Origin of the sequence: Pseudomonas graminis, assembly GCF_004364335.1 — a bacterium.
In the GTDB taxonomy this organism is placed as follows: Bacteria; Pseudomonadota; Gammaproteobacteria; order Pseudomonadales; family Pseudomonadaceae; genus Aquipseudomonas; species Aquipseudomonas graminis_D.
Window position 1 is genome coordinate 108,748 of sequence record NZ_SOCR01000004.1, and the last position, 23,094, is coordinate 131,841.

Annotated in this window: 19 protein-coding genes, 2 tRNA genes and 1 pseudogene; 13 read left to right on the forward strand and 9 right to left on the reverse strand. The window is 59.4% G+C overall.

Features of this window, described 5'->3' with window-relative positions:
* Nucleotides 1-175 precede the first annotated feature (175 nt).
* Complete coding sequence (locus EC919_RS07890; protein WP_133772790.1) at nucleotides 176-2,074, forward strand: potassium transporter Kup; 1,899 nt, start codon at nucleotides 176-178, stop codon at nucleotides 2,072-2,074.
* Nucleotides 2,075-2,268: 194 nt separating this feature from the next.
* Here the strand turns inward: EC919_RS07890 and EC919_RS07895 are convergent, their stop codons facing one another.
* From EC919_RS07895 to EC919_RS07910, 4 genes are all read right to left on the reverse strand, one after another.
* Complete coding sequence (locus tag EC919_RS07895) at nucleotides 2,269-3,558, reverse strand: virulence factor family protein (protein WP_133772792.1); 1,290 nt, start codon at nucleotides 3,556-3,558, stop codon at nucleotides 2,269-2,271.
* On the reverse strand, nucleotides 3,558-6,200 hold the full coding sequence (mprF, locus tag EC919_RS07900) for a bifunctional lysylphosphatidylglycerol flippase/synthetase MprF (RefSeq protein WP_133772794.1): 2,643 nt from the start codon (nucleotides 6,198-6,200) through the stop codon (nucleotides 3,558-3,560). The genes EC919_RS07895 and mprF overlap by 1 nt, the downstream gene beginning before the upstream one ends.
* A 331-nt stretch (nucleotides 6,201-6,531) precedes the next feature.
* Nucleotides 6,532-6,608, reverse strand: a tRNA-Met gene (locus EC919_RS07905).
* 270 nt (nucleotides 6,609-6,878) lie between these two features.
* A tRNA-Met gene (locus EC919_RS07910) sits at nucleotides 6,879-6,955 on the reverse strand.
* Between the two features lie 237 nt (nucleotides 6,956-7,192).
* Here EC919_RS07910 and dinB point away from each other — a divergent pair.
* The gene (gene dinB, locus EC919_RS07915; protein ID WP_133772796.1) at nucleotides 7,193-8,251 is read left to right on the forward strand and encodes a DNA polymerase IV; all 1,059 of its coding nucleotides are present in this window, start codon (nucleotides 7,193-7,195) and stop codon (nucleotides 8,249-8,251) included.
* A 17-nt stretch (nucleotides 8,252-8,268) separates the two neighbouring features.
* Here the strand turns inward: dinB and EC919_RS07920 are convergent, their stop codons facing one another.
* From EC919_RS07920 to EC919_RS07930, 3 genes are all read right to left on the reverse strand, one after another.
* Nucleotides 8,269-9,225: a hypothetical protein gene (locus EC919_RS07920; protein WP_133772798.1), complete on the reverse strand. Its 957-nt coding sequence runs from the start codon at nucleotides 9,223-9,225 to the stop codon at nucleotides 8,269-8,271.
* Nucleotides 9,226-9,307: 82 nt separating this feature from the next.
* Nucleotides 9,308-11,023, reverse strand: a complete 1,716-nt coding sequence (locus tag EC919_RS07925) for a proline--tRNA ligase (RefSeq protein ID WP_133772800.1) — start codon at nucleotides 11,021-11,023, stop codon at nucleotides 9,308-9,310.
* 173 nt (nucleotides 11,024-11,196) lie between these two features.
* Nucleotides 11,197-12,540: an OprD family porin gene (locus EC919_RS07930; RefSeq protein WP_133772802.1), complete on the reverse strand. Its 1,344-nt coding sequence runs from the start codon at nucleotides 12,538-12,540 to the stop codon at nucleotides 11,197-11,199.
* A gap of 977 nt (nucleotides 12,541-13,517) precedes the next feature.
* Between EC919_RS07930 and EC919_RS07935 the strand changes: the two genes are divergently transcribed.
* A complete protein-coding gene (locus EC919_RS07935; protein ID WP_133772804.1) occupies nucleotides 13,518-13,943 on the forward strand; it encodes an HIT domain-containing protein in 426 nt (141 codons plus the stop codon).
* A gap of 2 nt (nucleotides 13,944-13,945) precedes the next feature.
* On the forward strand, nucleotides 13,946-14,152 hold the full coding sequence (locus EC919_RS07940; RefSeq protein ID WP_133772807.1) for a SlyX family protein: 207 nt from the start codon (nucleotides 13,946-13,948) through the stop codon (nucleotides 14,150-14,152).
* Between the two features lie 76 nt (nucleotides 14,153-14,228).
* Here the strand turns inward: EC919_RS07940 and EC919_RS27780 are convergent, their stop codons facing one another.
* Together EC919_RS27780 and EC919_RS27785 are read right to left on the reverse strand one after the other, a co-directional pair.
* Nucleotides 14,229-14,450, reverse strand: a complete 222-nt coding sequence (locus EC919_RS27780) for a cold shock domain-containing protein (protein ID WP_004667445.1) — start codon at nucleotides 14,448-14,450, stop codon at nucleotides 14,229-14,231.
* A 108-nt stretch (nucleotides 14,451-14,558) separates the two neighbouring features.
* A pseudogene (locus EC919_RS27785) lies at nucleotides 14,559-14,834 on the reverse strand (cold shock domain-containing protein membrane protein); the annotation flags it as partial.
* Nucleotides 14,835-15,259: 425 nt separating this feature from the next.
* Between EC919_RS27785 and EC919_RS07950 the strand changes: the two are divergent.
* The 9 genes from EC919_RS07950 (at nucleotide 15,260) to tolQ (ending at nucleotide 23,085) form a co-directional block, all read left to right on the forward strand.
* Nucleotides 15,260-15,733, forward strand: coding sequence for a Dps family protein (locus EC919_RS07950; protein ID WP_074893279.1), 474 nt, complete (start codon nucleotides 15,260-15,262; stop codon nucleotides 15,731-15,733).
* A gap of 412 nt (nucleotides 15,734-16,145) precedes the next feature.
* The gene (locus EC919_RS07955; RefSeq protein WP_133772809.1) at nucleotides 16,146-16,493 is read left to right on the forward strand and encodes a ribbon-helix-helix domain-containing protein; all 348 of its coding nucleotides are present in this window, start codon (nucleotides 16,146-16,148) and stop codon (nucleotides 16,491-16,493) included.
* 262 nt (nucleotides 16,494-16,755) lie between these two features.
* Nucleotides 16,756-18,531 carry an aspartate--tRNA ligase gene (gene aspS / locus EC919_RS07960; RefSeq protein ID WP_133772811.1) on the forward strand — a complete coding sequence of 592 codons (1,776 nt, stop codon included), beginning with the start codon at nucleotides 16,756-16,758 and terminating at the stop codon, nucleotides 18,529-18,531.
* 138 nt (nucleotides 18,532-18,669) lie between these two features.
* On the forward strand, nucleotides 18,670-19,416 hold the full coding sequence (locus EC919_RS07965) for a YebC/PmpR family DNA-binding transcriptional regulator (RefSeq protein WP_065989740.1): 747 nt from the start codon (nucleotides 18,670-18,672) through the stop codon (nucleotides 19,414-19,416).
* A 125-nt stretch (nucleotides 19,417-19,541) separates the two neighbouring features.
* On the forward strand, nucleotides 19,542-20,066 hold the full coding sequence (gene ruvC, locus EC919_RS07970; protein ID WP_065989739.1) for a crossover junction endodeoxyribonuclease RuvC: 525 nt from the start codon (nucleotides 19,542-19,544) through the stop codon (nucleotides 20,064-20,066).
* Nucleotides 20,067-20,127: 61 nt separating this feature from the next.
* Nucleotides 20,128-20,736: a Holliday junction branch migration protein RuvA gene (ruvA, locus tag EC919_RS07975; protein WP_074893272.1), complete on the forward strand. Its 609-nt coding sequence runs from the start codon at nucleotides 20,128-20,130 to the stop codon at nucleotides 20,734-20,736.
* Nucleotides 20,737-21,792: a Holliday junction branch migration DNA helicase RuvB gene (gene ruvB / locus EC919_RS07980; protein WP_074893270.1), complete on the forward strand. Its 1,056-nt coding sequence runs from the start codon at nucleotides 20,737-20,739 to the stop codon at nucleotides 21,790-21,792. It abuts the gene before it with no gap.
* A 137-nt stretch (nucleotides 21,793-21,929) separates the two neighbouring features.
* A complete protein-coding gene (gene ybgC / locus EC919_RS07985) occupies nucleotides 21,930-22,400 on the forward strand; it encodes a tol-pal system-associated acyl-CoA thioesterase (RefSeq protein WP_074893268.1) in 471 nt (156 codons plus the stop codon).
* A complete protein-coding gene (tolQ, locus tag EC919_RS07990; protein ID WP_133772813.1) occupies nucleotides 22,390-23,085 on the forward strand; it encodes a protein TolQ in 696 nt (231 codons plus the stop codon). The genes ybgC and tolQ overlap by 11 nt, the downstream gene beginning before the upstream one ends.
* Nucleotides 23,086-23,094 lie beyond the last annotated feature (9 nt).

Sequence of the window (23,094 nt, forward strand, 5' to 3'; positions counted from 1 at the left end):
CGTCTAACGATTGACCAGTGTTATACAGAGAATTACGACGAGTGCTGCGCTATGCTTCGCGGCGTTACGCCCGGCACCTCAAGTGGGCCGGGCGCATCGGAATTTACCGGTGCGGCGTGGGTCAATCCGACAACGCCGGATCGCGGTGCTCGAGTCATGGTTTCAGGAGTCGTAAATGGGTCACGCAACGAGTCAGGCAGAGGTCGGGCATTCTTCGGCGAAACCGTTGAGTCTGTTGGTGGGTGCGGTGGGTGTCGCCTATGGCGACATCGGTACTAGCCCGCTGTACACCATTAAAGAAGTGTTCGTCGGCGGCTATGGCGTGCAAGCCGGCCATGACGCCGTACTGGGCATTCTGTCGCTGATCTTCTGGTCACTGATCTGGGTGGTCTCCTTCAAATATATGGCCTTGGTGCTGCGTGCCGACAATGACGGCGAAGGCGGCATCATGGCGCTGATGGCGTTGGCGCGCAGGGCGTCGGCCAATTACCCGAGGCTGCAGGCGAGCATGATCGTCTTCGGCCTGTTCGGCGCGGCGCTGTTTTACGGCGATAGCATGATCACCCCGGCGATTTCGGTGCTGTCGGCGGTCGAGGGCATGGAACTGGCCTTTGACGGACTGGAACACTGGGTGGTGCCGATCGCGTTAGTCGTGCTGGTGGCGCTGTTTCTGATTCAGCGTCACGGCACTGCGCGGATCGGCGTGATGTTCGGCCCGATCATGGTGCTGTGGTTCGTGACCCTCGGGGTACTCGGCGTTCACGGTATCCTCCAGCAGCCGGAAGTGCTGCATGCCGTCAACCCGGTGTGGGCGGTTCGCTTCTTTATTGATCATCCCGGCATTGGCGTTTCGGTCCTCGGCGCTGTGGTGCTCGCACTGACCGGTGCCGAGGCGCTGTACGCGGACATGGGCCACTTCGGTCGCAAGCCGATCTCCCGCGCCTGGTTCGCCCTGGTCTTGCCGGCGCTGGTGCTGAACTACTTCGGGCAAGGCGCCTTGGTCATCCAGGACCCTGAAGCGGTGCGCAACCCGTTCTACCTGCTGGCGCCAAGCTGGGCGCTGTTACCGTTGATCGCCTTGTCGACGCTGGCGACCATTATTGCTTCGCAGGCGGTGATCTCCGGGGCGTTCTCGATGACGCTGCAGGCGATTCAGCTCGGCTACATCCCGCGCGTGCACATCCAGCACACCTCCAGTGACGCCCAGGGGCAGATCTACATTGGCGCGGTGAACTGGGCGTTGATGGTCGGGGTGATCCTGCTGGTACTGGGCTTTGAGTCTTCCGGCGCGCTGGCCTCGGCTTACGGCGTAGCGGTGACCGGCACGATGCTCTGCACGACGATTCTGGTGGCGTCGGTCATGCTGCTGGCCTGGAAATGGCCGCCGCTGATCGCGGTGCCCATTTTGGTCGGATGCCTATTCGTGGATGGCATGTTCTTCGCGGCGAACGTGCCAAAAGTCATTCAGGGCGGGGCGTTCCCCTTCCTGGCGGGCATCGTGCTGTTCATCCTGATGACCACCTGGAAGCGCGGCAAGCAGCTGCTGGTGGACCGCATCGATGAAGGCGGCCTGCCGCTGCCGATCTTCATCAGCAGTATTCGCGTGCAGCCGCCCCATCGTGTTCAGGGCACGGCAGTGTTTCTCACGGCCCGTGCGGATGCCGTTCCCCACGCGTTGTTGCATAACCTGCTGCACAACCAGGTGCTGCACGAGCAGGTGGTGTTGCTGACCGTTGTGTACGAAGACACCCCGCGCGTGCCGACGGCCCAGCGCTTCGAGGTCGAGGCGTTTGGCGAGGGGTTCTATCGCGTGATCCTGCATTTCGGTTTTATCGACGAGCCTGATGTGCCAGCCGCCCTGAGCCTGTGCCACCTGAAGGAGCTGGACTTCAGTCCGATGCGCACGACCTACTTCCTCAGCCGCGAAACCGTGGTCTCGTCGAAACTGGTGGGCATGGCCCGCTGGCGCGAGGGTCTGTTCTCGTTCATGTTGAAGAACGCCAATGGCAATCTGCGTTTCTTCAAGCTGCCGTTCAATCGAGTGATTGAGCTGGGCACGCAGGTGGAGATGTAAGCGGCGTCTGGGCTCAGTGGGACCGGCTTTAGTCGGGAAAGCGTTTGGTGTCGCGCCGTAAGATTGATGGCGTATGCACCGGCCTCTTCCCGGCTGAAGCCGGTCCTAAAAAGGTTGACTTCACGTCAACTTATACCCAAAACAAAAAAATCCCCGCAATCGCAAGAGAGCGGGGATTTTTTATGGCCGGGTGATTACTCGGCAGCGGGCTCTTTGCCTTTCCACTTGTCGATCACTGCACTCAGGCGCTTGGCCAGGGCAGGGTAGTCTTCGTCGAAGTGATGGCCGCCGGGCAGCTGCATCTTCTCGCCAGGTGCTGTGGTTTCCGTGCAGCCGCTTTCATCCTTCTCCTCGATGCCGTAGACGCACAGCACCTTGTCGCCGGGGAGCTTGGCCATTTCAGGCCCTGTCGCGGCTTCTTTACCGGCGGCGCCGAGCCAGCCTTCAACGGCAATCTCGAAGCTGCCAGTGCGGGCGAAGGCGAGCAGGATGATGCCGTCGACCCGCGCCTTGTCTTCTTCCAGCAAGCGGTTGTAGATCGCGGGTAGTACGTCGGCTCCGAAGGAGTAGCCGGCAAGCACAAAGTGCTTGGCGCCCCATTTCTGGCGGTAATGGGCCATCAGCTCGCTCAGGTCAGCGGCTGTTTGCTCAGGCGATTTGTGCTCCCAGTAATAACGCAGGGTGTCGATGCCGACGACCGGGTAGCCGCCCATTTTCGCCATGTCGCCTGCTACGTCTTTGTCGAGGTCGCGCCAGCCGCCGTCGCCGGACAGGAACAGCGTCACCGTGTCGGAGGGCTGCGAAGACGGCACCTCAACCACCGGAATGTTCAGGCCGCCGTTGTCGTCACCCCCGATCAGGCGACGGCGCACTTCGTTGTTCAGCACCTGGGGGTACTTGATGTCGTAGTCGCTGATGCTGGTTTCGGTGTTGGGTGCGTCACGGACCAGCGTGGCGCTTTCGTCGTCGGGGCCGTCGTTCCAGGCGACCGTCCACTTGCCGTGGGCGGCGGCTTTCGGCACCGGCTCGGTGCAGCCCGGCTGATCGCGGACGAAGCCGACCGAGATGGCCCGGGCGTTGTCATTGCTTTGACCGGCCAGCCAGCGCCAGGCCAGGGAAGCACCAGGTCCGACGCCGGCAACCAGATCAGGTGCGCCGTCGAGCTTCTGCAGCGCGGCATTGAAGGTCTTCGCCTGAAGCTGGCAATCGTCCTTCGGCAGCGTCACTTGGATCACGCGAGCGGAGGCGTCGTAGCTCAGGGCGAGCAGTTGCTTCTCGGTCAGTGATTCTTCAGTGGTAACGGCCAGCGCGACCTGGGTTTTCACCTTGGTCGAGGGCACCACACGGATTAGCGCAGAGCCGTCATCCAGGGTGATGTGTTCAAGGGCCGGTTGCGCGGCGGGGCGGTTCCACAGCCAGAAACCCAATGCCACCACCAGAATTACCAGGGCTGCGAGCAAAAAGCGCCAGTAGCGTTGAATCATCAGCGTTTCACCAATCCAGTCAGGCCGCCCGCGATCAGGGCGGCGGTATCTGCCAGTGCCACGAGCGGATCAAGTCCTGCGGGCACGGCCATGTAACGAGGTTCCCAGTCAGGCTGGAATTTGTCTTTGAAACGACGCAGCCCCTGGAAGTTGTAGAGCTGTTCGCCACGGCTGAACACCATCGAACCCAGGCGCTGGGTCAGAGGCGCGCCACGCCGCGGTTGCAGCCCGGACAACGGCACCATGCCGAGGCTGAAGCGGGCGTAACCTTCTTTTTTGTAATGCAGGATCAGCCCGACCATCATGAATTCCATGGTCAGCTTCGGCGCTTCCGGGTGCGAGCGCATCAGGTCCAGGCTCGCCAGGTCATTGCGCGAGGTCTCCAGCAAATTGGAGAACGCGACCGGCTTGCCCTGGAAATGGACGATGGCGATGCGGAAATGCTTGAGGTAATCCAGGCTGAAACGGCCCAGCGAGAACCCTTTTTCGCGCACGTTCTTGCCCATCAGCCATGCATCGGAAATCACTTTGAGCTCGTCCATGGGCGCTTGACCCACTTCGTAGATTTCCAGCGAAAGACCGTCGCGCCCACCCCGATTCCAGGTGTAGCGCAGGTCTTTCATTTCCTTGCCCTTGGCTTCGATGTCGAACTTGTGCAGATCGACCCGGGCTTCTTCGCCCAGCTTGATCGCGGTCAGGCCGATGTCCATGTAGAACGGCAGGTTCTCGGCACGCACCTGATAGAACACGGGGCGTGCATGGTGAACGTCGCACAGATCGCGGAACTGCCAGATCAGCTCGGCCCGTTGCTGGGTCGGGCCAATCGGGTCGTACAGCGCAACCAGGCTGCGGCCTCGATGGGCGTACATCAGAAAGGCGTTGCCGTCCGGGTGCATCAGCACGGCTTTGTCGCCGGTCAGGACCAGGCCGCCGTCGGGCTGGCTGGACGCTTTGATGATCTCGGCGGCTTTGGCAAGCTGCGCCTCGTCGGGCAAGTTGATCACCGGGCGGGCGGTGCGCAGCAGCCAGGTCAGCGAGACGATCAGCAGCAACACCGCGCTGCCCAGTGCCGAACGCAGGCCACGAGGGGCGTCTGCGTCAAGCGTGAATTGCCACCACAGCTGATGGCTGTAGGGCACGTCCTGATAGGCGAACAGCAGCAGCCAGACCGACGCACCCAGTACGCAAACACTGGCAACCAGATACAGCGGCGAAAACGGCAGTTCCAGCAAGCGACTCGGGCGGTAGAACGAGCGCCGGAAGATCGCCAGCAAGCACGCGGTCAGCAGCAGCAGGCTCGCTTCTTCCCAGTCGAAACCCTTGAGAATCGACAGGATGGAGCCCACAAACAGCAGGATCGTGGTCAGCATCCACGCAGCTGAAAGACGACGGCGCAGTCCCTGGGCGAGCAACAGGCACAGCACGCCAATCAGGCTGGCGCCAAAGTGCGAAGCGTCGATCAATCGATGGGGAATGAGGAACCCGAGACTCTCCAGACGGGTGTCGATCTCGGGCGTGGAGCCGGAAAACAGCAGCACCACCCCGGAGAGAAATACCAGCAATGCCAGAATCGGCGCGCCGAGGCCGGATGCAACGCGCATGGCCTGCTGCGCAAACAGCAATCGCTTGGCCTCGCTGTAAAGCAGCACCAGACACGCGATCAGCAGCGGCATCACCACGTAGATCAGTCGGTACAGCAGCAGCGCGGCAGCCAATGGTGCAGCGCCCAGTTCGTCGGCAAATGCGGCGAGCAGAATGGCCTCAAAGACGCCGACCCCACCGGGCACGTGACTGAGAACGCCGGCGGCCAGGGCCAGCAGGTAAACCAGCAGGAACGCGCCGTAGGGCGGGGCAGAGGGCAGCAACAGATACAGGACGGCGGCAGCGGCAGCGACGTCCAGCGCAGTGATCACCAGTTGCATCAGGGTCAGGCGCACGCCAGGCAGACGCAGCGTGCGGCGTCCGGCGCGGACCAGCAGGTTATGCGGGATCGTCTGTTCCGGCAGGCGGCGGCGATAGATGGCATAACCCAGGATTGCGCTGATCGCCAGCACCGCGACCGCGACGGTTGCCAGTACCGGCACCGATACATGCAGCGCCAGCGAGGCTGCGGGCAGGTCGCTCAAGGTCGCGAGCGCAGCCAGAGGGGGAAGTGCGCAGCCCAATGACAGACTGGCAAACAGGGTCATATGGGCAACTTCGCCCGCACCCAGTCCCAATCGCGAGTAGAGACGGTAACGAACCGAGCCGCCGGACAGCATCGACAGACCTACGGCGTTGCCGATGGCGAACGCGCAAAAGCCGCCCATGATCAGCGACTTCGGTGGCAGATCGACATTGGCGTAGCGACTGGCGGACCACTCGTAGCCCAGCAGAATCACGAAACCGATGGCTGTTGCCAGCACTGCGCCAGCCAGAGAAGGCAGCGGCACACTGAGCAGCGAATCCTGCAGAGCGTAGATGTCCAGCTCGGTCAGCATGTGCCGACAGGCGATCAGGGCGACGGCGAACAGAAGTATGGTGACGCCCAACCCGATGGGTTGGCGGTACTTGCTCACCAGTTCGCGTAGACGCAGTCGTTTCGGGGGAGCCGGAGGATGCTCCGTCACTGCTTCATTTGTGTCGGACGGGTTGGCGCGCATCAATCACTCCTTGGATCGTGCGCGACAGGATGGAGGTATACAGCCAAGTTACCAATCCCTACGCAAAAAATAATTCAGGATGTTAGCGTTTCAACGTCTAACGGGCGAATACCACGGATACGTATCAGTGACCGTTCAGTCTAGGTTCAGTCGCTGGCCAGCGTATCGGCAGGGGAGATCAAAACTATTGCTCCCGGCAACATACAGTAACAAGACCTCTCGGATGAACGCACCCCCGGTAATGGGATGTGACAAGGATTCAGGCTCGCTGTTCGTGAGCTTTCAGCGAGGCAAAAAAAAGGCCACTCTTTCGAGTAGCCTTTTTAGATGTTGGTTGCGGGAGCCGGATTTGAACCGACGACCTTCGGGTTATGAGCCCGACGAGCTACCAGACTGCTCCATCCCGCGTCTGTGTGGCGGCATTCTACAGTCGAACGACGCAGTGTCAACCTTTAATGCCAGAGATCGACAAAATAACCCCATCGAGAGCGCTGGCGTGCCTAAGTGGCGGTTGGAAAAGGCTTTTATCGCAATCCGCGCCTTACGGCAGGCCGCCATCATCCACGGGCCTGGTTTCATTTAAATGAACAGGTGAGGGGGGAAATAGCGGTGAGAGCGGGCTTGCCCAAATGACGGCCACAAAAAAGGCCACTCTTTCGAGTAGCCTTTTTTGATGTTTGGTTGCGGGAGCCGGATTTGAACCGACGACCTTCGGGTTATGAGCCCGACGAGCTACCAGACTGCTCCATCCCGCGTCTGTGTGGCGGCATTCTACAGAGGATCGCCGGGCTGTCAAGCAATCGGCAGAAAAAAAGGCTGTTTCTTCAATCGGTTAGCGTTGGACGTATCGCGGACGGCCATGGCGCGTCTCGCTTTCGGGCTTTCAGGGGCGGTTTCGCGGAGTCGCATGGCCGTAGGGAACGAGGCTTATTCAGTGTCAGAAAGTCGCGTGAATGAGATACTGCACGACCGTTTTCCTACGACCCCATGTGATGCCGCAGCGCAAAATCATCCATATCGACTGTGATTGCTTCTACGCCGCCATTGAGATGCGCGACGATCCGCGTCTGGCCGGCAAACCGTTGGCAGTCGGCGGGTCGGCAGAGCGACGGGGTGTGATCGCCACCTGCAACTATGAGGCCCGGGCCTACGGCATCCGCTCGGCGATGTCATCCCGGCATGCGCTGACACTGTGCCCGGACCTCACCATCGTCAAACCGAGAATGGATGCCTATAAAGAAGCATCGAAAGAGATCCAGACGATCTTCCGCGACTACACCGACCTGATCGAGCCGCTGTCGCTGGATGAGGCTTATCTGGATGTGACGGAATGCGAACACTTTGCCGGCAGTGCGACCCGCATCGCCCAGGACATTCGCCGGCGGGTCTCCAATCAGCTGCACATTACTGTTTCCGCCGGCGTGGCCCCGAACAAGTTTCTGGCCAAGATCGCCAGCGACTGGAAAAAGCCCAACGGGCTGTTCGTGATCACACCTGATCAGATCGAAGACTTTGTCTCCCAGCTGCCGGTGTCCAAATTGCACGGCGTCGGCAAAGTGACCGCCGATAAGCTTGGCCGCCTCGGCATTGTCACCTGCACCGATTTGCGTGGCTGGAGCAAGCTGTCGCTGGTGCGGGAATTTGGCTCGTTCGGCGAGCGGCTGTGGAACCTGGCCCATGGTGTCGATGAGCGGCCCGTGCAAAACGACAATCGACGCCAGTCGGTCAGTGTCGAAAACACATACGACACAGATCTGCCGGACCTGGCCAGTTGCTTATTGATGCTGCCGGCATTGCTGGAAACGTTGAATGACCGCATCGCACGGATCGACAGTCTTTACCGCCCCGGCAAGCCGTTCGTGAAGGTCAAGTTCCACGACTTCACCCAGACGACGCTGGAGCAGGCGGGGAAAGGGCGGGACCTGGGCAGTTACGAGCAACTGCTGACCCAGGCCTTCGCACGCGGCGGCAAGCCGGTGCGATTGCTGGGGATCGGTGTGCGTCTGCATGACCTTCGGGCTGCCCATGAGCAGCTGGAGTTGTTCAGCTAAGGCGAGTTCAGGCCAGGCTATTCACTGCCCGGTGGCACCGCGACCAATCGACCGGCGTCTTTTGCCAGTGACCGAAGGAATTCGTGCTGCAACTGCGGATCGTTGCGGGTCAGCTCGATCAATGACTGTTCCAGCTCACTGGCTTCTTCTTCAAGGCCCAGCTCGGACAGGCGCTTGACGCGGTGTACCCACTGGCTGACTTCGTCATCTTCCAGATCGTCATAGATCAGATCGTGGGCTTCAATCAGCTTGCCGCGCAGTGATTTGCTCAGCGGCAACGTGGCGGTTGCCTGAACGTTGCTCTGGTCATCCTGCACTTTGATGTTCAGTTGCGTGACATAACTGAGGTTTTGCTCGGCAAACGGGCTGTCCAGCAGATTCACCCGGAGCACGCCGTTGCGGTCTGTATTCAGCTCGTGGGTCTCTTTGCCCGCAGTGACTTCAACCGGCGCTTCACTCCAGGGCAGGCTCGAATGCTCGACCCGGTGATCAAGCTGTACTTCGTCGATACCGGCCAGATTCTGTTGAGCGCGACCATGGGAGGGGGCGTTCATGAATGGGTTGACGCCCGCGATCCCGTAAGTGAGCCAGTCCTTGGTGACGCTGTCGGGCAGACTGCCAAACGTCAGCACGTTGACCACATTGGCGCCGATGCCCGCGACGATGGCCACGGCGCCCAGGGGGATTTCATAGACTTCCCGCCACGGTTGATACGGCGTGTATCGATCGTAGTGCCGGGTGACTTCAAATTCGGTAATGTCGAAGGTTTTCAGCTCGTGGATGCGTATCCGGCGCTGGGGCAATTCCAGCGTCTTGGGTTCGCCCAGGTCGACCTGAAAGCTGTGGTCGAGCAATTTGCGCTCGACACGTTCTTCATGCTCGCTGCGTTGAGACAGATGGTTGGCGCAGCCGCCGAGTAACAGGCTGGTGCACAACACAGCGCCTGCGAGACGTGAGGGATTTCGCTTGAACATGAGATCTCTAGTGCAGGTAAGGCGCATCGCAGAGGCGTGGCGGATGAAAGCGCGCCTGCACAATCGCAGGCGCGCCATCCGGTCAGCGCTTGATCCGGTCCTTGATGAAAGACAACACCTCGGCAACAGGCAGGGCCTGCGCTTCGGCTTCGGTGCGGCTTTTGTATTCGAGGTTGCCTTCGGCAAGCCCACGGTCACTGACCACGATGCGATGCGGAATGCCGATCAGTTCCATGTCGGCGAACTTGATCCCCGGGCTGGTCTTCTTGTCGCGGTCATCCAGCAACACTTCGAAGCCCGCAGCGGTCAGTTCGGCGTACAGCTTGTCGGTCGCCTCTTTAACGGCATCGGTTTCGTAGCGCAGCGGCACGAGGGCGATCTGGAAAGGCGCGAGCGCGTCGCTCCAGATGATGCCGTTTGCGTCATTGTTCTGCTCGATCGCGGCAGCCACGACGCGCGACACACCAATGCCGTAGCAGCCCATGGTCAGTGTGACCGGCTTGCCATTCTCGCCCAGTACCTGGCACTTCATCGCGTCGCTGTACTTGGTGCCCAGCTGGAAGATGTGACCGACTTCGATGCCGCGCTTGATGATCACGTTGCCCTGACCATCCGGGCTTGGGTCGCCAGCGACGACGTTACGCAGGTCAGCGACGGTCGGAACCGGCAGATCGCGCTCCCAGTTGACGCCGAAGTAGTGCTTGTCATCGATGTTCGCGCCAATGCCGAAGTCGCTCATCAGCTCGACTGAGCGGTCGATGATGCACGGCAGCGGCAGATTCAGCGGGCCGAGGGAACCCGCGCCGGCGCCAATGGCGTCACGCAGTTCGGCTTCGGAGGCCATGACCAGCGGACTGGCGACCTGCTCCAGATTGGACGCCTTGATTTCGTTGAGCTCGTGATCGCCACGGATGATCAGCGCAATCAGCTTGCCTTCTTCAGCGGCATGGACAACCAGCGTTTTGACGGTCTTTTCGATCGGCAGATTGAATTGCTCGACCAGGGCCGCGATGGTCTTGGTGTCAGGGGTGTCGACCAGGCGCAGTTCTTCAGTCGGCGCCGGACGGCTGGCCTCGCGCGGTATGGCTTCGGCTTTCTCGATATTCGCGGCGTAGTTGGAGGTGTCGCTGAACACGATGTCGTCTTCGCCGGACTCGGCGAGTACATGGAACTCATGGGAGCCCGCACCACCAATGGAACCGTTGTCAGCCACCACTGGGCGGAAGTTCAGGCCCAGGCGGATGAACACGTTGCAGTACGCCTGATGCATACGGTCGTAGGTTTCCTGGAGGGAATCCTGGGTCGCATGGAAGGAGTAGGCGTCCTTCATGATGAATTCGCGTCCGCGCATCAAGCCGAAGCGCGGACGGATTTCGTCACGGAATTTGGTCTGGATCTGGTACATGTTGATGGGCAGCTGTTTATAGCTGTTGAGTTCGTTGCGGGCCAGATCGGTGATGACTTCTTCGTGGGTCGGGCCCGCGCAGAAATCACGATCGTGACGGTCTTTCAGGCGCAACAGCTCAGGGCCGTACTGTTCCCAGCGGCCGGACTCCTGCCAGAGCTCCGCCGGCTGGATGCCCGGCATCAACACTTCCAGCGCGCCCGCTGCGTTCATCTCTTCACGAACCACCGCTTCGACCTTGCGCAATACCCGCAGGCCCATGGGGAGCCAGGTGTAGAGACCGGAGGCAAGTTTGCGAATCATGCCGGCACGAAGCATCAGCTGATGGCTGATCACGACCGCATCGGATGGCGTTTCTTTCTGTGTGGCGAGCAAATATTGACTGGTACGCATGGTCGGCCGTTGTCGGTTGCGGTGACTGGGAAATGACCCGGCATTGTACGGTGGTGATATCGCTGAGTACAGGCCGGGCGGGCGCTGGGAGGGGAGGGATTGTCAGTCGTACGCCCATGAAAAAGCCCGGCGCGAAGGCCGGGCTTTTCGTTGACGAGTGTCAGACAGTGCGATTACAGGACCGAAATCGGGTAGTCGACGATCAGACGGAACTCGTTGATATCGCCTTCGCCTTCGTCGCTGTTGGCGCGGTGCCACGCTTGGCGAATACGGAACGACAGGTCTTTGGCCGGGCCGGCTTGAACAACGTACTTGGCCTCGACGTTGGTTTCGTGGTGGCTGCCATCAGCGCCATACTGGTTTGCATAAAACGTGTTGTTACCGCGAGTACCGTCGATGTTGGTACCGCTGACGTAACGTGCCATGAAGCTTAAGCCGGGGGTGCCGTAGGGGGCCATGTTCAAGTCATAGCGACCTTGCCACGATCTTTCGCCAGGCGCGTTAAAGTCGGAGTATTGAATCGAGTTCGCTAGGAAGATCGAGTCGCCGCCCTTGTTGTTGTCGCCGATACCGATGTAGTCGAACGGCGTGTTGCCGTTAACTTTCTGGAATGCCAGTGTCAGTGTATGGGCAGCGAGGAAGGAGTAAGCAGCCGAACCCGACCATGCGGTGTTGTTGATGGTGCCAGCTTTGGCGCTGCCAGTATCTTTGGTGTTGTAGATGTTGAAGTCGAAGGCCAAGGCCTGGTCGTCAGTCAACGGCAGTGCATAGTTGATGTTGCCGTAGTACTGGTTCCACACGTCTTCCAATTTGGCGTAGTAGAAACCGACGCCCAAGTTGTCAGTGACGGAATATTTACCGCCGCCGAAGTCAGCAGACCGAGCCTGCACGTTGGCGTATTGAGCAAAGATTGAACCATCGTGGCTGGTGTCGTTCTGGCTGGTGCCCGAGTAGTAGTGACCGGCTTCGACATCCAGACCCTTGATCTCGCTGCTCTGCAGGCTCAGGCCGCTCGCAGTTTGTGGCAATAGGCGCGAGCCACCCACCGCAAATACCGGGTTCTGAGGTTGCATGTCACCGATTTTCAGTTCAGTTTTCGAAACCCGGAACTTGACGGCGCCACCGGCTTTACCAAAGCTATCGTGGTTGTCGCGGAAGCCGTCGGAATTTGGTGTGGTGTCCAGCGTCAGGTTGCCGGAGCCCGAATGCTTGTCGTCGCCGCTGAGTTTGAAGCCAGCATAGCCGAAGGCGTCAACACCTACGCCAATCAGGCCCTGGGTGTAACCCGAGGTGTAGTTACCCCAGAAACCTTGAGTCCAGTCGCGTTGGTCTTTGCGGTTTTCGTTGTGCAGGATGTGACGGTTGAAATAGTAGTTACGAGCCTTAACGTCGAGCTTGCTCCCCTCTACAAAACCAGTTGCTTCGGACTGATCGCTTACGAATGCCGCAGCCGATGCCAATTGTGTGCTGGCTGCAGTAACGGCCAGTGCGATTGCGCTCCACTTCATCACTCTCATCGTGACTTTGCTCCTTTGGTTTTTAAGAAGAGTACTGCCGTCCACCTGTTTTTTTATCTGGCCGGCTTCTTTCTTTTTGGTGTCGGCGAAAATTACAGCACGCTGACATTATTGGCGATAGTTACGAACCTACCGTTGCAGTTTCTTTACGGCCTTGTCGCCGCCTGCGCTGTCCGTGTCGCTCCTGAACAGCTCCTTATTCCTAAATCGTGACAGCGCCCGGTCATTTTGACGGCTGGATTCATTGACACCCTCATCGAATCCAGTCATCCCGGTTGAATCGCGCTCCATTCCTTCGCTCCCGCTTGTCTCTCGACACGCTCGTCTTCAGCTTGTGTGTGACAAAGCAACAACCGTGCACAAAATTTCGACGAACATGAAAAAAATGTCGAAAGCGCGGTAAAAGCATACGATGTAGGCTCCAACCTGCTGAATCATAAAGATAAAAATATTTTAGATAGCCTGCTTTGCAACCGCAGGTTTCTTGAGAGTAGCGCGCGCTAATGTCACTGACGTTACCTGTTACCCACAAGAAGTGGGTAAATCGCGGATAGCTGTCACATATTCGCGCCTCATCTGAGTCTTTTTGGTGCGTCGTCCATCACAATTGCCTGCGTTTGGTTCTTCCCGGACGGATTCCGCGAGCTACCGGGCTTCATGACCACAGCGCCACGCCTGAACGCTGTCCGTGAGGCCCGGCTTGACTGGCATCGCTCGCGATGTGGGGCACGGTTTTGAGCGGCAGTGATGTTGCCCTGAGCTGCTTCATGAAAGTGCGAGGCGGTTTTTTTCGCGCATTCCTGGTGCAAGGCGCATGTGTAGTGGTCGCCGATCAACACCCGATCCGCAAAATGCCCAGAACCGCAGCGCTGGATGAATCGTCCGGAATTCGCGAGTATCCTTCCCGCTACCCAGGGCATCTTTATCGGGCCAGTCAGCCGGCTCAATCAATCCAATTCGCGATCAGGAGTCTTTACGTGTTTGTTCTAGATCCGCGCTTGCTGCAAGACACACTACCCATCGGCGACTTCCCGCTGTGCACGCTGCTGCTGTCCAATGATTCAAATTACCCATGGTTCATTCTGGTGCCGAAGCGTCCGGATATCAGTGAAGTGTTCCAACTGTCCGAAGCGGAGCAGGCGCAGTTGTGGAAGGAAACCACCTACCTCTCGTCCGTGCTTGATCGCGCGTTTCAGGCCGACAAGATGAACGTCGCTGCGCTGGGTAATGTGGTCAGTCAGCTGCACATGCACGTCATTGTTCGCCGTGTTGGCGACGCGGCCTGGCCAGCCCCGGTGTGGGGCAAACATCCCGCCAAGCCTTACTCGACGGAGGAGGTTGCGCGGATCGTTGCGCAACTCAAGCCCGAACTGACCGAAGCATTCACATTTAAGGAGGACTGACCATGGATCTCGAGTCGCGTGTCATGGAGCTGGAAAGTCGACTGGCCTTTCAGGACGATACGATTCAGGCCCTCAACGACGTATTGGTCGCCCAGCAGCGCAGTCTTGATCGTCTGGAGTTACAGATCGCCGCCCTGATCAAGCGTCAGGAGGAGATGGGCGGGCAGGGCGACGGCTTCGCTGAAGACTCGCGTCCCCCTCACTATTAAGGGAACGAGAGCCAAGGGCAGGAATTTCAACCAAAAAAAACCGCGCTGGTGAGCGCGGTTTTTTTATGCGGCAACGTTAACGGCGCGGGAGCGCAGCGATGACGTCTTCCGCTTGCAGGCCTTTGTCGCGGTTCATCACCGAAAACTCGACGCGCTGGCCCTCGACCAGAACACGGTGGCCTTCACCGCGAATGGCGCGAAAATGCACGAAGATATCGTCGCCCGAATCACGGGAAATGAATCCGAAGCCTTTGGAGGTGTTGAACCACTTCACTGTGCCCGTATCGCGGTTGCCCAGATCCTGGGACTGCGCGGCAGGCGCAGGAGAGGAGCGGTAGAAGCTGACCGCCAGGTGCAACGCCACGGCAATGACGACAGCGAGCAGGCTGACCAGAACGGCCGGCTGGCCGGCAATGGTTTCAAGAGGAACGACCAGCGTGAGGATTTGAAGCACGACGGCGAGCACGAGCAAGCCGCTGACCAGATTTTGCAATTGATGACGTGGACCTTTGTTCCAGTATGGAATCACTGGCGCGAGCACCAGGTTGATGAGGCCGAAGAGCGCCAGATACAGCGCATCCGGTTGGGACAGGTAAGAAGACAGCGCTTCACTACGCAGGCTGGGGATGAAAGACAGCAGCAGGGCAGCTGCGCCCGTTAGCAGGTGGACTATTTTCAACATTTCGATGACTCACATTAAGATGGATCACAAGGAAATAGCGGGTGACCTTCGGTACGCTTCGAGAAAAAAGGGAGGCGTGATGCACGAGTGTCGGTCCTGCCTGTGCGCTGCCGCCGGACGGCACTTTGGCTGCAGCGCGTCTGTATTTAACAGCAAAGCCGAGAGCTACTCAAATCAAGCGCTTAGCGCGCGCACAGGCGTGTGATGGATGCGGTCTGCCGGTTTTTGTTGATTCCGATCAAACGCTCGTTCCAGAGCGGCGCGCATAAACAAACCGTCACGCCGATCGTGGCTATTAAAGGAAGCGGGTCTGACTGCGGCCGCTGTGGCTGGACTAATCCCGACAGATGGCTGCGCAGGGTCGATGGTCTTGATAGAGTGGTCTGCAGTCGTTTGAAAAAAACCATCATAGAAGAGGGCTGAACATGGCAATCGATATCGGCATCAGCGAAGAAGACCGCAAGTCCATCGTGGACGGTCTTTCCCGCCTGCTGGCAGACACCTACGTGTTGTATCTGAAAACCCATAACTTTCACTGGAACGTGACTGGCCCGGCTTTTCGTACGCTGCACCTGATGTTTGAAGAGCAATACAACGAGCTGGCGCTGGCGGTGGATCAAATCGCTGAACGGATCCGTGCGCTGGGCTTCCCGGCGCCGGGCACCTATTCGACCTATGCACGCTTGTCGTCGATCAAGGAAGAAGAGGGCGTGCCTGCGGCCGAGGACATGATTCGTTCGCTGGTTCAGGGTCAGGAAGCAGTCACCCGTACGGCCCGGGGTATCTTCCCGTTGCTGGACAAAGTGAGCGATGAGCCAACGGCGGACTTGCTGACCCAGCGCATGCAGGTGCATGAGAAAACGGCCTGGATGCTGCGCTCGATGCTGGAAGCTCAGTAATCAGAAGCTGATCAGTGAAAACAGGAGCGGGCCGCGTAAACAGGGTCCGCTCCGCATTGCTGTTACCCGCCGCGCACCACAATTCCCGCCCGAATCACCCTCTGCCTTTATCCTTCCACCCTGGCCTGCAAGGCTTACTTGCCCTCTTTTCGGGTCGCGCTGTCGTCAGCGATCGGGCTAAGCAGGATGAAATAAATCAGTAAAAAATACATATCTAATACCCCGAGAAAGCTGAGGGATGGGCCATTTTCTGGCTCTCGAAAATCACCCCTGCGCTGTGGTGATCTCCTACAGGTTCAGAGTGCTCCTTCTGCTGGTTGCGCCTCTTGGAATGCGGCTTGATAGACACCTCTTTTCAACTGATTGCGAAGGTGCCGATGCCATATCCGTAATCGCAACAAGGGGGACCTGCATGAACCTGAATACTGCCCGAGAGGGATGGGAGCCGACCCAGTGTCTTAACGCCCGGGGCGACCCGTTTATTGAAAATTTCAACATGAGCCTGGCCCAGCCACACTCCAGGTCGGTGAGGCTCAATGGGCTGGCCACATGCCTGCGACTTGAGGAGGTGTACTGGAATATTCTGTCGGAAATGGCACGATTCAACGATTGCTCCATCAATGCCGTGCTGTCCTATGTCGATCGCGAGGTTCACCTGCGTTATGGCGGCGTCAAGAACTTCAGCGGCCTGATCCGCGTCGTGTGCGTGGCGCACGTATTGAGTGCCGAGGGCCTGCGGTTGACGCCGGCCCCGACATGACCTGATTTCAGCAGGCCCGTTGCGGCGGGCCTGCATTCGCTGGCGGCACCGCGGCATCAAAGCCACGCGCCGACATCTTCTTGCCCGGTATCGGGCTGCGCGGCTGCACAGCGATGATTATCCCTATATAATCCCCCGCCTTACTGTGGAAGGCAGGAACTGACCGTCAGGTCGGACTGCATGCCAAAGCTTGCGCACCCTCGCACCGGCGACGGGCGAAAGCTCCATCGAATTCCGAATTACGAGAAGTGAACACACGATCATGATGCGCAGCCATTATTGCGGCCAACTGAACGAGAGCCTGGAAGGTCAGGAAATTACCCTTTGTGGATGGGTCCATCGCCGTCGCGACCACGGGGGGGTGATTTTCCTCGATATTCGCGATCGTGAAGGTCTGGCCCAGGTGGTTTTCGATCCGGATCGTGCTGACACCTTTGCCATCGCCGACCGTGTTCGCAGTGAATACGTTGTCAAGCTGACTGGTAAGGTGCGTGCGCGTCCTGCCGGCGCCGTCAACCCGAACATGGCGTCGGGCGCGATCGAAGTGCTGGGCTATGAGCTGGAAGTGCTCAACGAGTCGGAAACCCCGCCGTTCCCGCTCAACGAGTACTCCGACGTCGGCGAAGAAACCCGCCTGCGTTATCGCTTCATTGACCTGCGTCGTCCGGAGATGGCTGAAAAGCTGCGTCTTCGCTCGCGCATCACTTCCAGCATCCGTGGGTTCCTGGACGGCAACGGCTTCCTCGATGTCGAGACGCCGATCCTCACCCGCGCCACGCCGGAAGGCGCCCGTGATTACCTGGTGCCAAGCCGTACTCACCCGGGCAGTTTCTTTGCTCTGCCGCAATCGCCTCAGCTGTTCAAGCAGCTGCTGATGGTTGCCGGTTTCGACCGTTACTACCAGATCGCCAAGTGCTTCCGCGACGAAGACCTGCGTGCCGATCGTCAGCCTGAATTCACTCAGATCGACATCGAGACCAGCTTCCTCAACGAAGCCGACATCATGGGCATCACCGAGACCATGGTCCGCAAGCTCTTCAAGGAAGTGCTGGATGTGGAGTTCGATGACTTCCCGCACATGACCTTCGAAGAAGCCATGCGCCGCTACGGTTCCGACAAGCCAGACCTGCGTAACCCGCTGGAGCTGGTTGACGTTGCCGATCAGCTTCAGGCTGTGGATTTCAAAGTATTCAGCGGTCCGGCAAACGATCCGAAGTGCCGTGTCACGGCGCTGCGCGTTCCCGGCGGCGCGAGCATGCCGCGCAGCAAGATCGACGACTACACCAAGTTCGTCGGTATCTACGGGGCCAAAGGTCTGGCCTACATCAAGGTCAACGAGCGTGCCAAAGGTGTCGAAGGCCTGCAGTCGCCGATCGTCAAGAACATCCCTGAAGCCAACCTCAACGTGATCCTTGATCGCGTAGGTGCAGTGGACGGCGACATCGTGTTCTTCGGTGCCGACAAATTCAAAATCGTCAGCGAAGCACTGGGCGCCCTGCGCATCAAGCTGGGCCACGACCTGAACCTGCTCACTCGTGAATGGGCACCGATGTGGGTCGTCGACTTCCCGATGTTCGAAGAAAACGACGACGGCAGCTTCTCTGCGCTGCATCACCCGTTCACCGCGCCGAAATGCTCGCCTGAAGAGCTTGAAGCCAATCCTGCCACTGCGCTGTCCCGCGCGTACGACATGGTGCTGAACGGCACTGAGCTGGGCGGCGGTTCAATCCGTATCCACCGCAAGGAAATGCAGCAGGCGGTGTTCCGTCTGCTGGGTATTTCCGAAGACGAACAGCAAGAGAAGTTCGGCTTCCTGCTCGACGCTCTGAAGTACGGCGCGCCGCCTCACGGTGGTCTGGCGTTCGGCCTGGATCGTCTGGTCATGCTGATGACCGGTGCTCAGTCCATTCGTGAAGTCATTGCCTTCCCGAAAACCCAGAGTGCTGCGGACGTGATGACCCAGGCGCCGGGCGTGGTTGATGCCAAGGCACTGCGCGAGTTGCACATCCGCCTGCGCGAGACGCCGAAGGCCGAATAAGCCGTGTAGCCAAGGGCTCGGCGGACCGACCATTCGGTCCGCCCTGATCCCCGCCCATTCCGGGCACAGATTCGAGTGAAACGTCTGCGTTTGAGTGATCAAGCGCGGGCGTGCGTGTTTCAAGGTTTGGAGCGTGTTATGGCTGGTCATTCCAAGTGGGCGAACATCAAGCACCGCAAAGAGCGTCAGGATGCCAAGAAAGGCAAGATCTTCACCAAGTGGATCCGCGAACTGACCGTCGCTGCCCGTCAGGGCGGTGGTGATCCCGCGTCCAACCCGCGTCTGCGTCTGGCCCAGGACAAGGCCCTTGGCGCGAACATGAGTCGCGATATCATCGACCGCGCCATCGCTCGCGGTGCCGGCGCAGCCGATGCCGACGACATGGTTGAACTGGGTTATGAAGGCTACGGTCCCGGAGGCGTTGCGGTGATGGTCGAAACCATGACCGATAACCGCAACCGGACCGCTGCTGCCGTGCGCCATGCGTTCAGCAAGTGCGGCGGTAACCTGGGAACCGACGGTTCGGTGTCGTATCTGTTCGAACGCAAGGGCCAGATTTCCTTTGCACCGGGCGTGGATGAAGACGCGCTGATCGAAGCCGCGATGGAAGCGGACGCTGACGACGTGGTCACCCACGAAGACGGCTCCATTGACGTGTTTACCTCGTTCTCCAGTTTTTACGCTGTGCGCAACGCCCTGGAAGCCGCTGGTTTCACGCCCGCCGATGCGGAAATCGTGATGCAGCCGACCACCAGTGCGGTGCTCGATCTGGACATGGCGGAGAAGGTCCTCAAGCTGATCGATATGCTGGAAGACCTGGACGACGTACAGAACGTCTACTCCAACGCTGAAATCCCGGACGAGGTACTGGAGCAGCTCGGCTGATCCTTTGCCCGTTCGGAACTTGAGGCCGGAGCGCACGAAGCGTTGATGATCAACGCTATCGGCCTCCGGCTTCTGCCTTTATGCTGCGTCCAATTGTTCGCGTTACCTCTCAAGCTGCAGGCGTTATGACTCTTATTTTAGGTATCGACCCCGGTTCACGAATTACCGGCTTTGGCGTGGTGCGTGATACCGGGCGCGGCTGCGAGTACGTGGCCTCGGGCTGCATTCGCACCGGCACCGGCTTGCTCCATGAACGGCTGCAGATCGTGTACCGCGGCGTGCGCGAAGTCATTCAGACGTACGGCCCGGTGACGATGGGCATTGAAAAAGTGTTCATGGCGCGCAACCCGGACTCGGCTTTGAAGCTGGGTCAGGCCCGCGGTGCGGCGATTGTTGCGGGTGCCGAAGAGGGGCTGGAGATCGCCGAGTACACCGCGACTCAGGTCAAGCAGGCCGTCGCCGGAACCGGCGGCGCCAACAAGGATCAGGTGATGATGATGGTCATGCATCTGCTCAAGCTGACCACCAAGCCTCAGGTGGATGCGTCGGATGCACTGGCGATTGCCATGTGTCACGCGCATACCCGGTCCAGCCTCATCCCTCACGGCCTCAATACCGCGCGCAGTCGTGGCGGTCGTCTGCGGCTCTGATGGCAATATTTGCGTTAGCACGGCCCGTCGCAGAGACGGGCATCTGGAAAGGATTTGAGTCGTGATTGGACGTCTACGCGGTACGTTGGTCGAGAAGCAGCCGCCGCATCTGGTACTGGATGTCAACGGCGTGGGTTACGAAGTCGAAGTGCCCATGACCACGCTTTATCGCCTGCCTCATCTGGGCGAAACCGTGACGCTGCATATCCATCTGGTGGTCCGCGAGGACGCGCACCTGCTGTTCGGGTTCTACGAAAAGCGTGACCGCGAGATGTTCCGCGAGCTGATTCGCCTGAACGGCGTCGGACCGAAACTGGCGTTGGCCCTGATGTCGACGCTGGAAGTCGACGAATTGGTACGCTGTGTCCAGGCGCAGGATACTTCTGCGCTGACCCGCGTCCCGGGCGTTGGCAAGAAGACCGCCGAGCGTCTGTTGGTCGAGCTGAAGGATCGCTTCAAGGCGTGGGATTCGTTGCCGGGCACCTTCGCCCTGGTGTCGGACGGGCCGGGCGCGCCGATTGCAGTGGCGACAGCCGAGTCGGATGCCGTCAGCGCCTTGATTTCCCTGGGCTACAAACCCCAGGAGGCAAGCAAGGCGGTGACCGCGATAAAAGACAAGAATCTCAGCAGCGAAGACCTCATTCGCCGCGCACTGAAGGGGATGCTGTAAGTGATAGATGCCGACCGTCTGATCGCCGCCACCGGGCGTGACCGTGACGAGCAACTGGACCGTGCGATCCGGCCGCTGAGTCTGGCCGACTACATCGGTCAGCCCACCGTGCGTGAGCAGATGGAGCTGTTCATCCAGGCGGCGCGCGGGCGCAGTGAGGCGTTGGACCACACGCTGATTTTCGGTCCGCCGGGCCTGGGTAAAACCACGCTGGCGCACATCATCGCTCAGGAAATGGGCGTGTCGATCAAGAGCACCTCGGGCCCCGTGCTCGAGCGGCCGGGTGATCTTGCGGCGATTCTCACCAATCTAGAGCCGCACGATGTGCTGTTCATCGATGAAATCCACCGTCTGTCACCCATTGTCGAGGAAGTGCTGTACCCGGCAATGGAAGATTTCCAGTTGGACATCATGATCGGTGAAGGCCCTGCGGCGCGCTCCATCAAGCTCGATCTGCCGCCGTTCACGCTGGTGGGTGCGACCACTCGCGCGGGCATGCTGACCAATCCACTGCGTGACCGATTCGGAATCGTGCAGCGTCTTGAGTTCTACAGCACTGCGGACCTGGCCACGATCGTGTCACGTTCGGCAAAAATTCTCGGGCTGTACATCGAAGACGAAGGCGCATTCGAGATTGCCCGCCGTGCACGGGGAACGCCACGGATTGCCAACCGGTTGCTGCGTCGGGTGCGCGATTTCGCCGAGGTACGCGCCAAGGGCGAGATTACCAAGGCGATTGCCGATCTCGCACTGAACCTGCTGGATGTCGACGAACGCGGTTTTGATCATCAGGACCGGCGCTTGCTGCTGACGATGATCGAGAAGTTCGATGGCGGGCCGGTCGGGGTGGATAACCTTGCGGCCGCCATCAGCGAAGAACGACACACAATTGAGGACGTGCTGGAGCCCTATTTGATTCAGCAAGGCTATATGATGCGCACACCTCGCGGACGCATGGTCACGCGGCATGCGTATCTGCACTTCGGCCTGAACATCCCCTCGCGGATGGGCGACCGGGCGGTGCTGGATGAACCGGTCGAAGACCCTGACGAATAAATGCACAATTGACCGATTTATTCGGGTGATTGAGGGTCTGAAGGGCAGTCACCGCAGAGTGATGTGACGCAGGCAGTAAAAACGATGAAAAACAGTTGCCTGGCCGGATTGGCAACCTGAGGAGTAAGCACTAGAGTATGCGCGCGCAAAACGGGGCTCAGTCGTTCGCACATCGTTGTCGCGTTTATTACGAGGACACCGATGCCGGCGGCATCGTTTATTACGTCAATTACCTGAAATTCATGGAGCGGGCTCGAACCGAGCGACTGCGGGAGCTGGGCTTTGCCCAATCCGCAATGGCGGGTATCGAGAACCTGTTGTTCGTCGTGCATTCAAGCGAGGCTCGCTACCATAAGCCCGCGCGGCTGGACGACGAACTACTGATCAGCGCCGAAGTAATCGAATTGAACCGCGCCAGCCTGCGCTTTCAGCAACAGGTCAGGCGGGCTGCGGATGATGTGCTGCTCTGCGAAGGGCAGTTTTTGGTGGCGTGTGTGCGCGCCGACAGTTTGAAACCCCGGGCCATTCCCGAAGCTCTGCGCACGGCCTTTGCCGGGCAGGGCGGCGCGGGTACACATTCAGAGCAGGAGATACAGCGTGGAAGCTAACGTCGTCGACCATTCCTCCATGTGGAGTTTGGTCAGCAATGCCAGCGTGGTTGTGCAGTTGGTGATGCTGATCCTGGTGGCCGCCTCGGTCACCTCGTGGATCATGATTTTCCAGCGCAGCGCCATGCTGCGCGCCGGTCGTCGGGCACTGGAGAGCTTTGAGGAGCGCTTCTGGTCAGGCATCGATTTGTCCAAGCTTTACCGTCAGGCTGGCAGTAATCCGGATCCGGACTCAGGCGTTGAGCAGATCTTCCGCGCGGGCTTCAAGGAATTTTCCCGTCTGCGTCAGCAGGCTGGCGTCGATCCAGACGCCGTCATGGAAGGTGTTGCACGTGCCATGCGCGTTGCCATCTCCCGTGAAGAAGAAAAGCTCGAGCAGAGCCTGCCATTCCTGGCAACCGTGGGCTCTACCAGCCCATACGTCGGCCTGTTCGGTACCGTCTGGGGGATCATGAACTCCTTCCGCGGTCTGGCCACTGCGCAGCAAGCCACGCTGGCCACCGTTGCACCGGGTATCGCCGAAGCGTTGATCGCCACCGCCATCGGCCTGTTCGCTGCGATCCCCGCGGTCATCGCTTACAACCGTTTCGCCGCTCGTGGCGAGAACCTGATCGGTCGTTACTACACATTCGCCGACGAGTTCCAGGCGATCCTGCACCGTAAAGTGCACACCAGCGAAGAATAAGCAGGTATT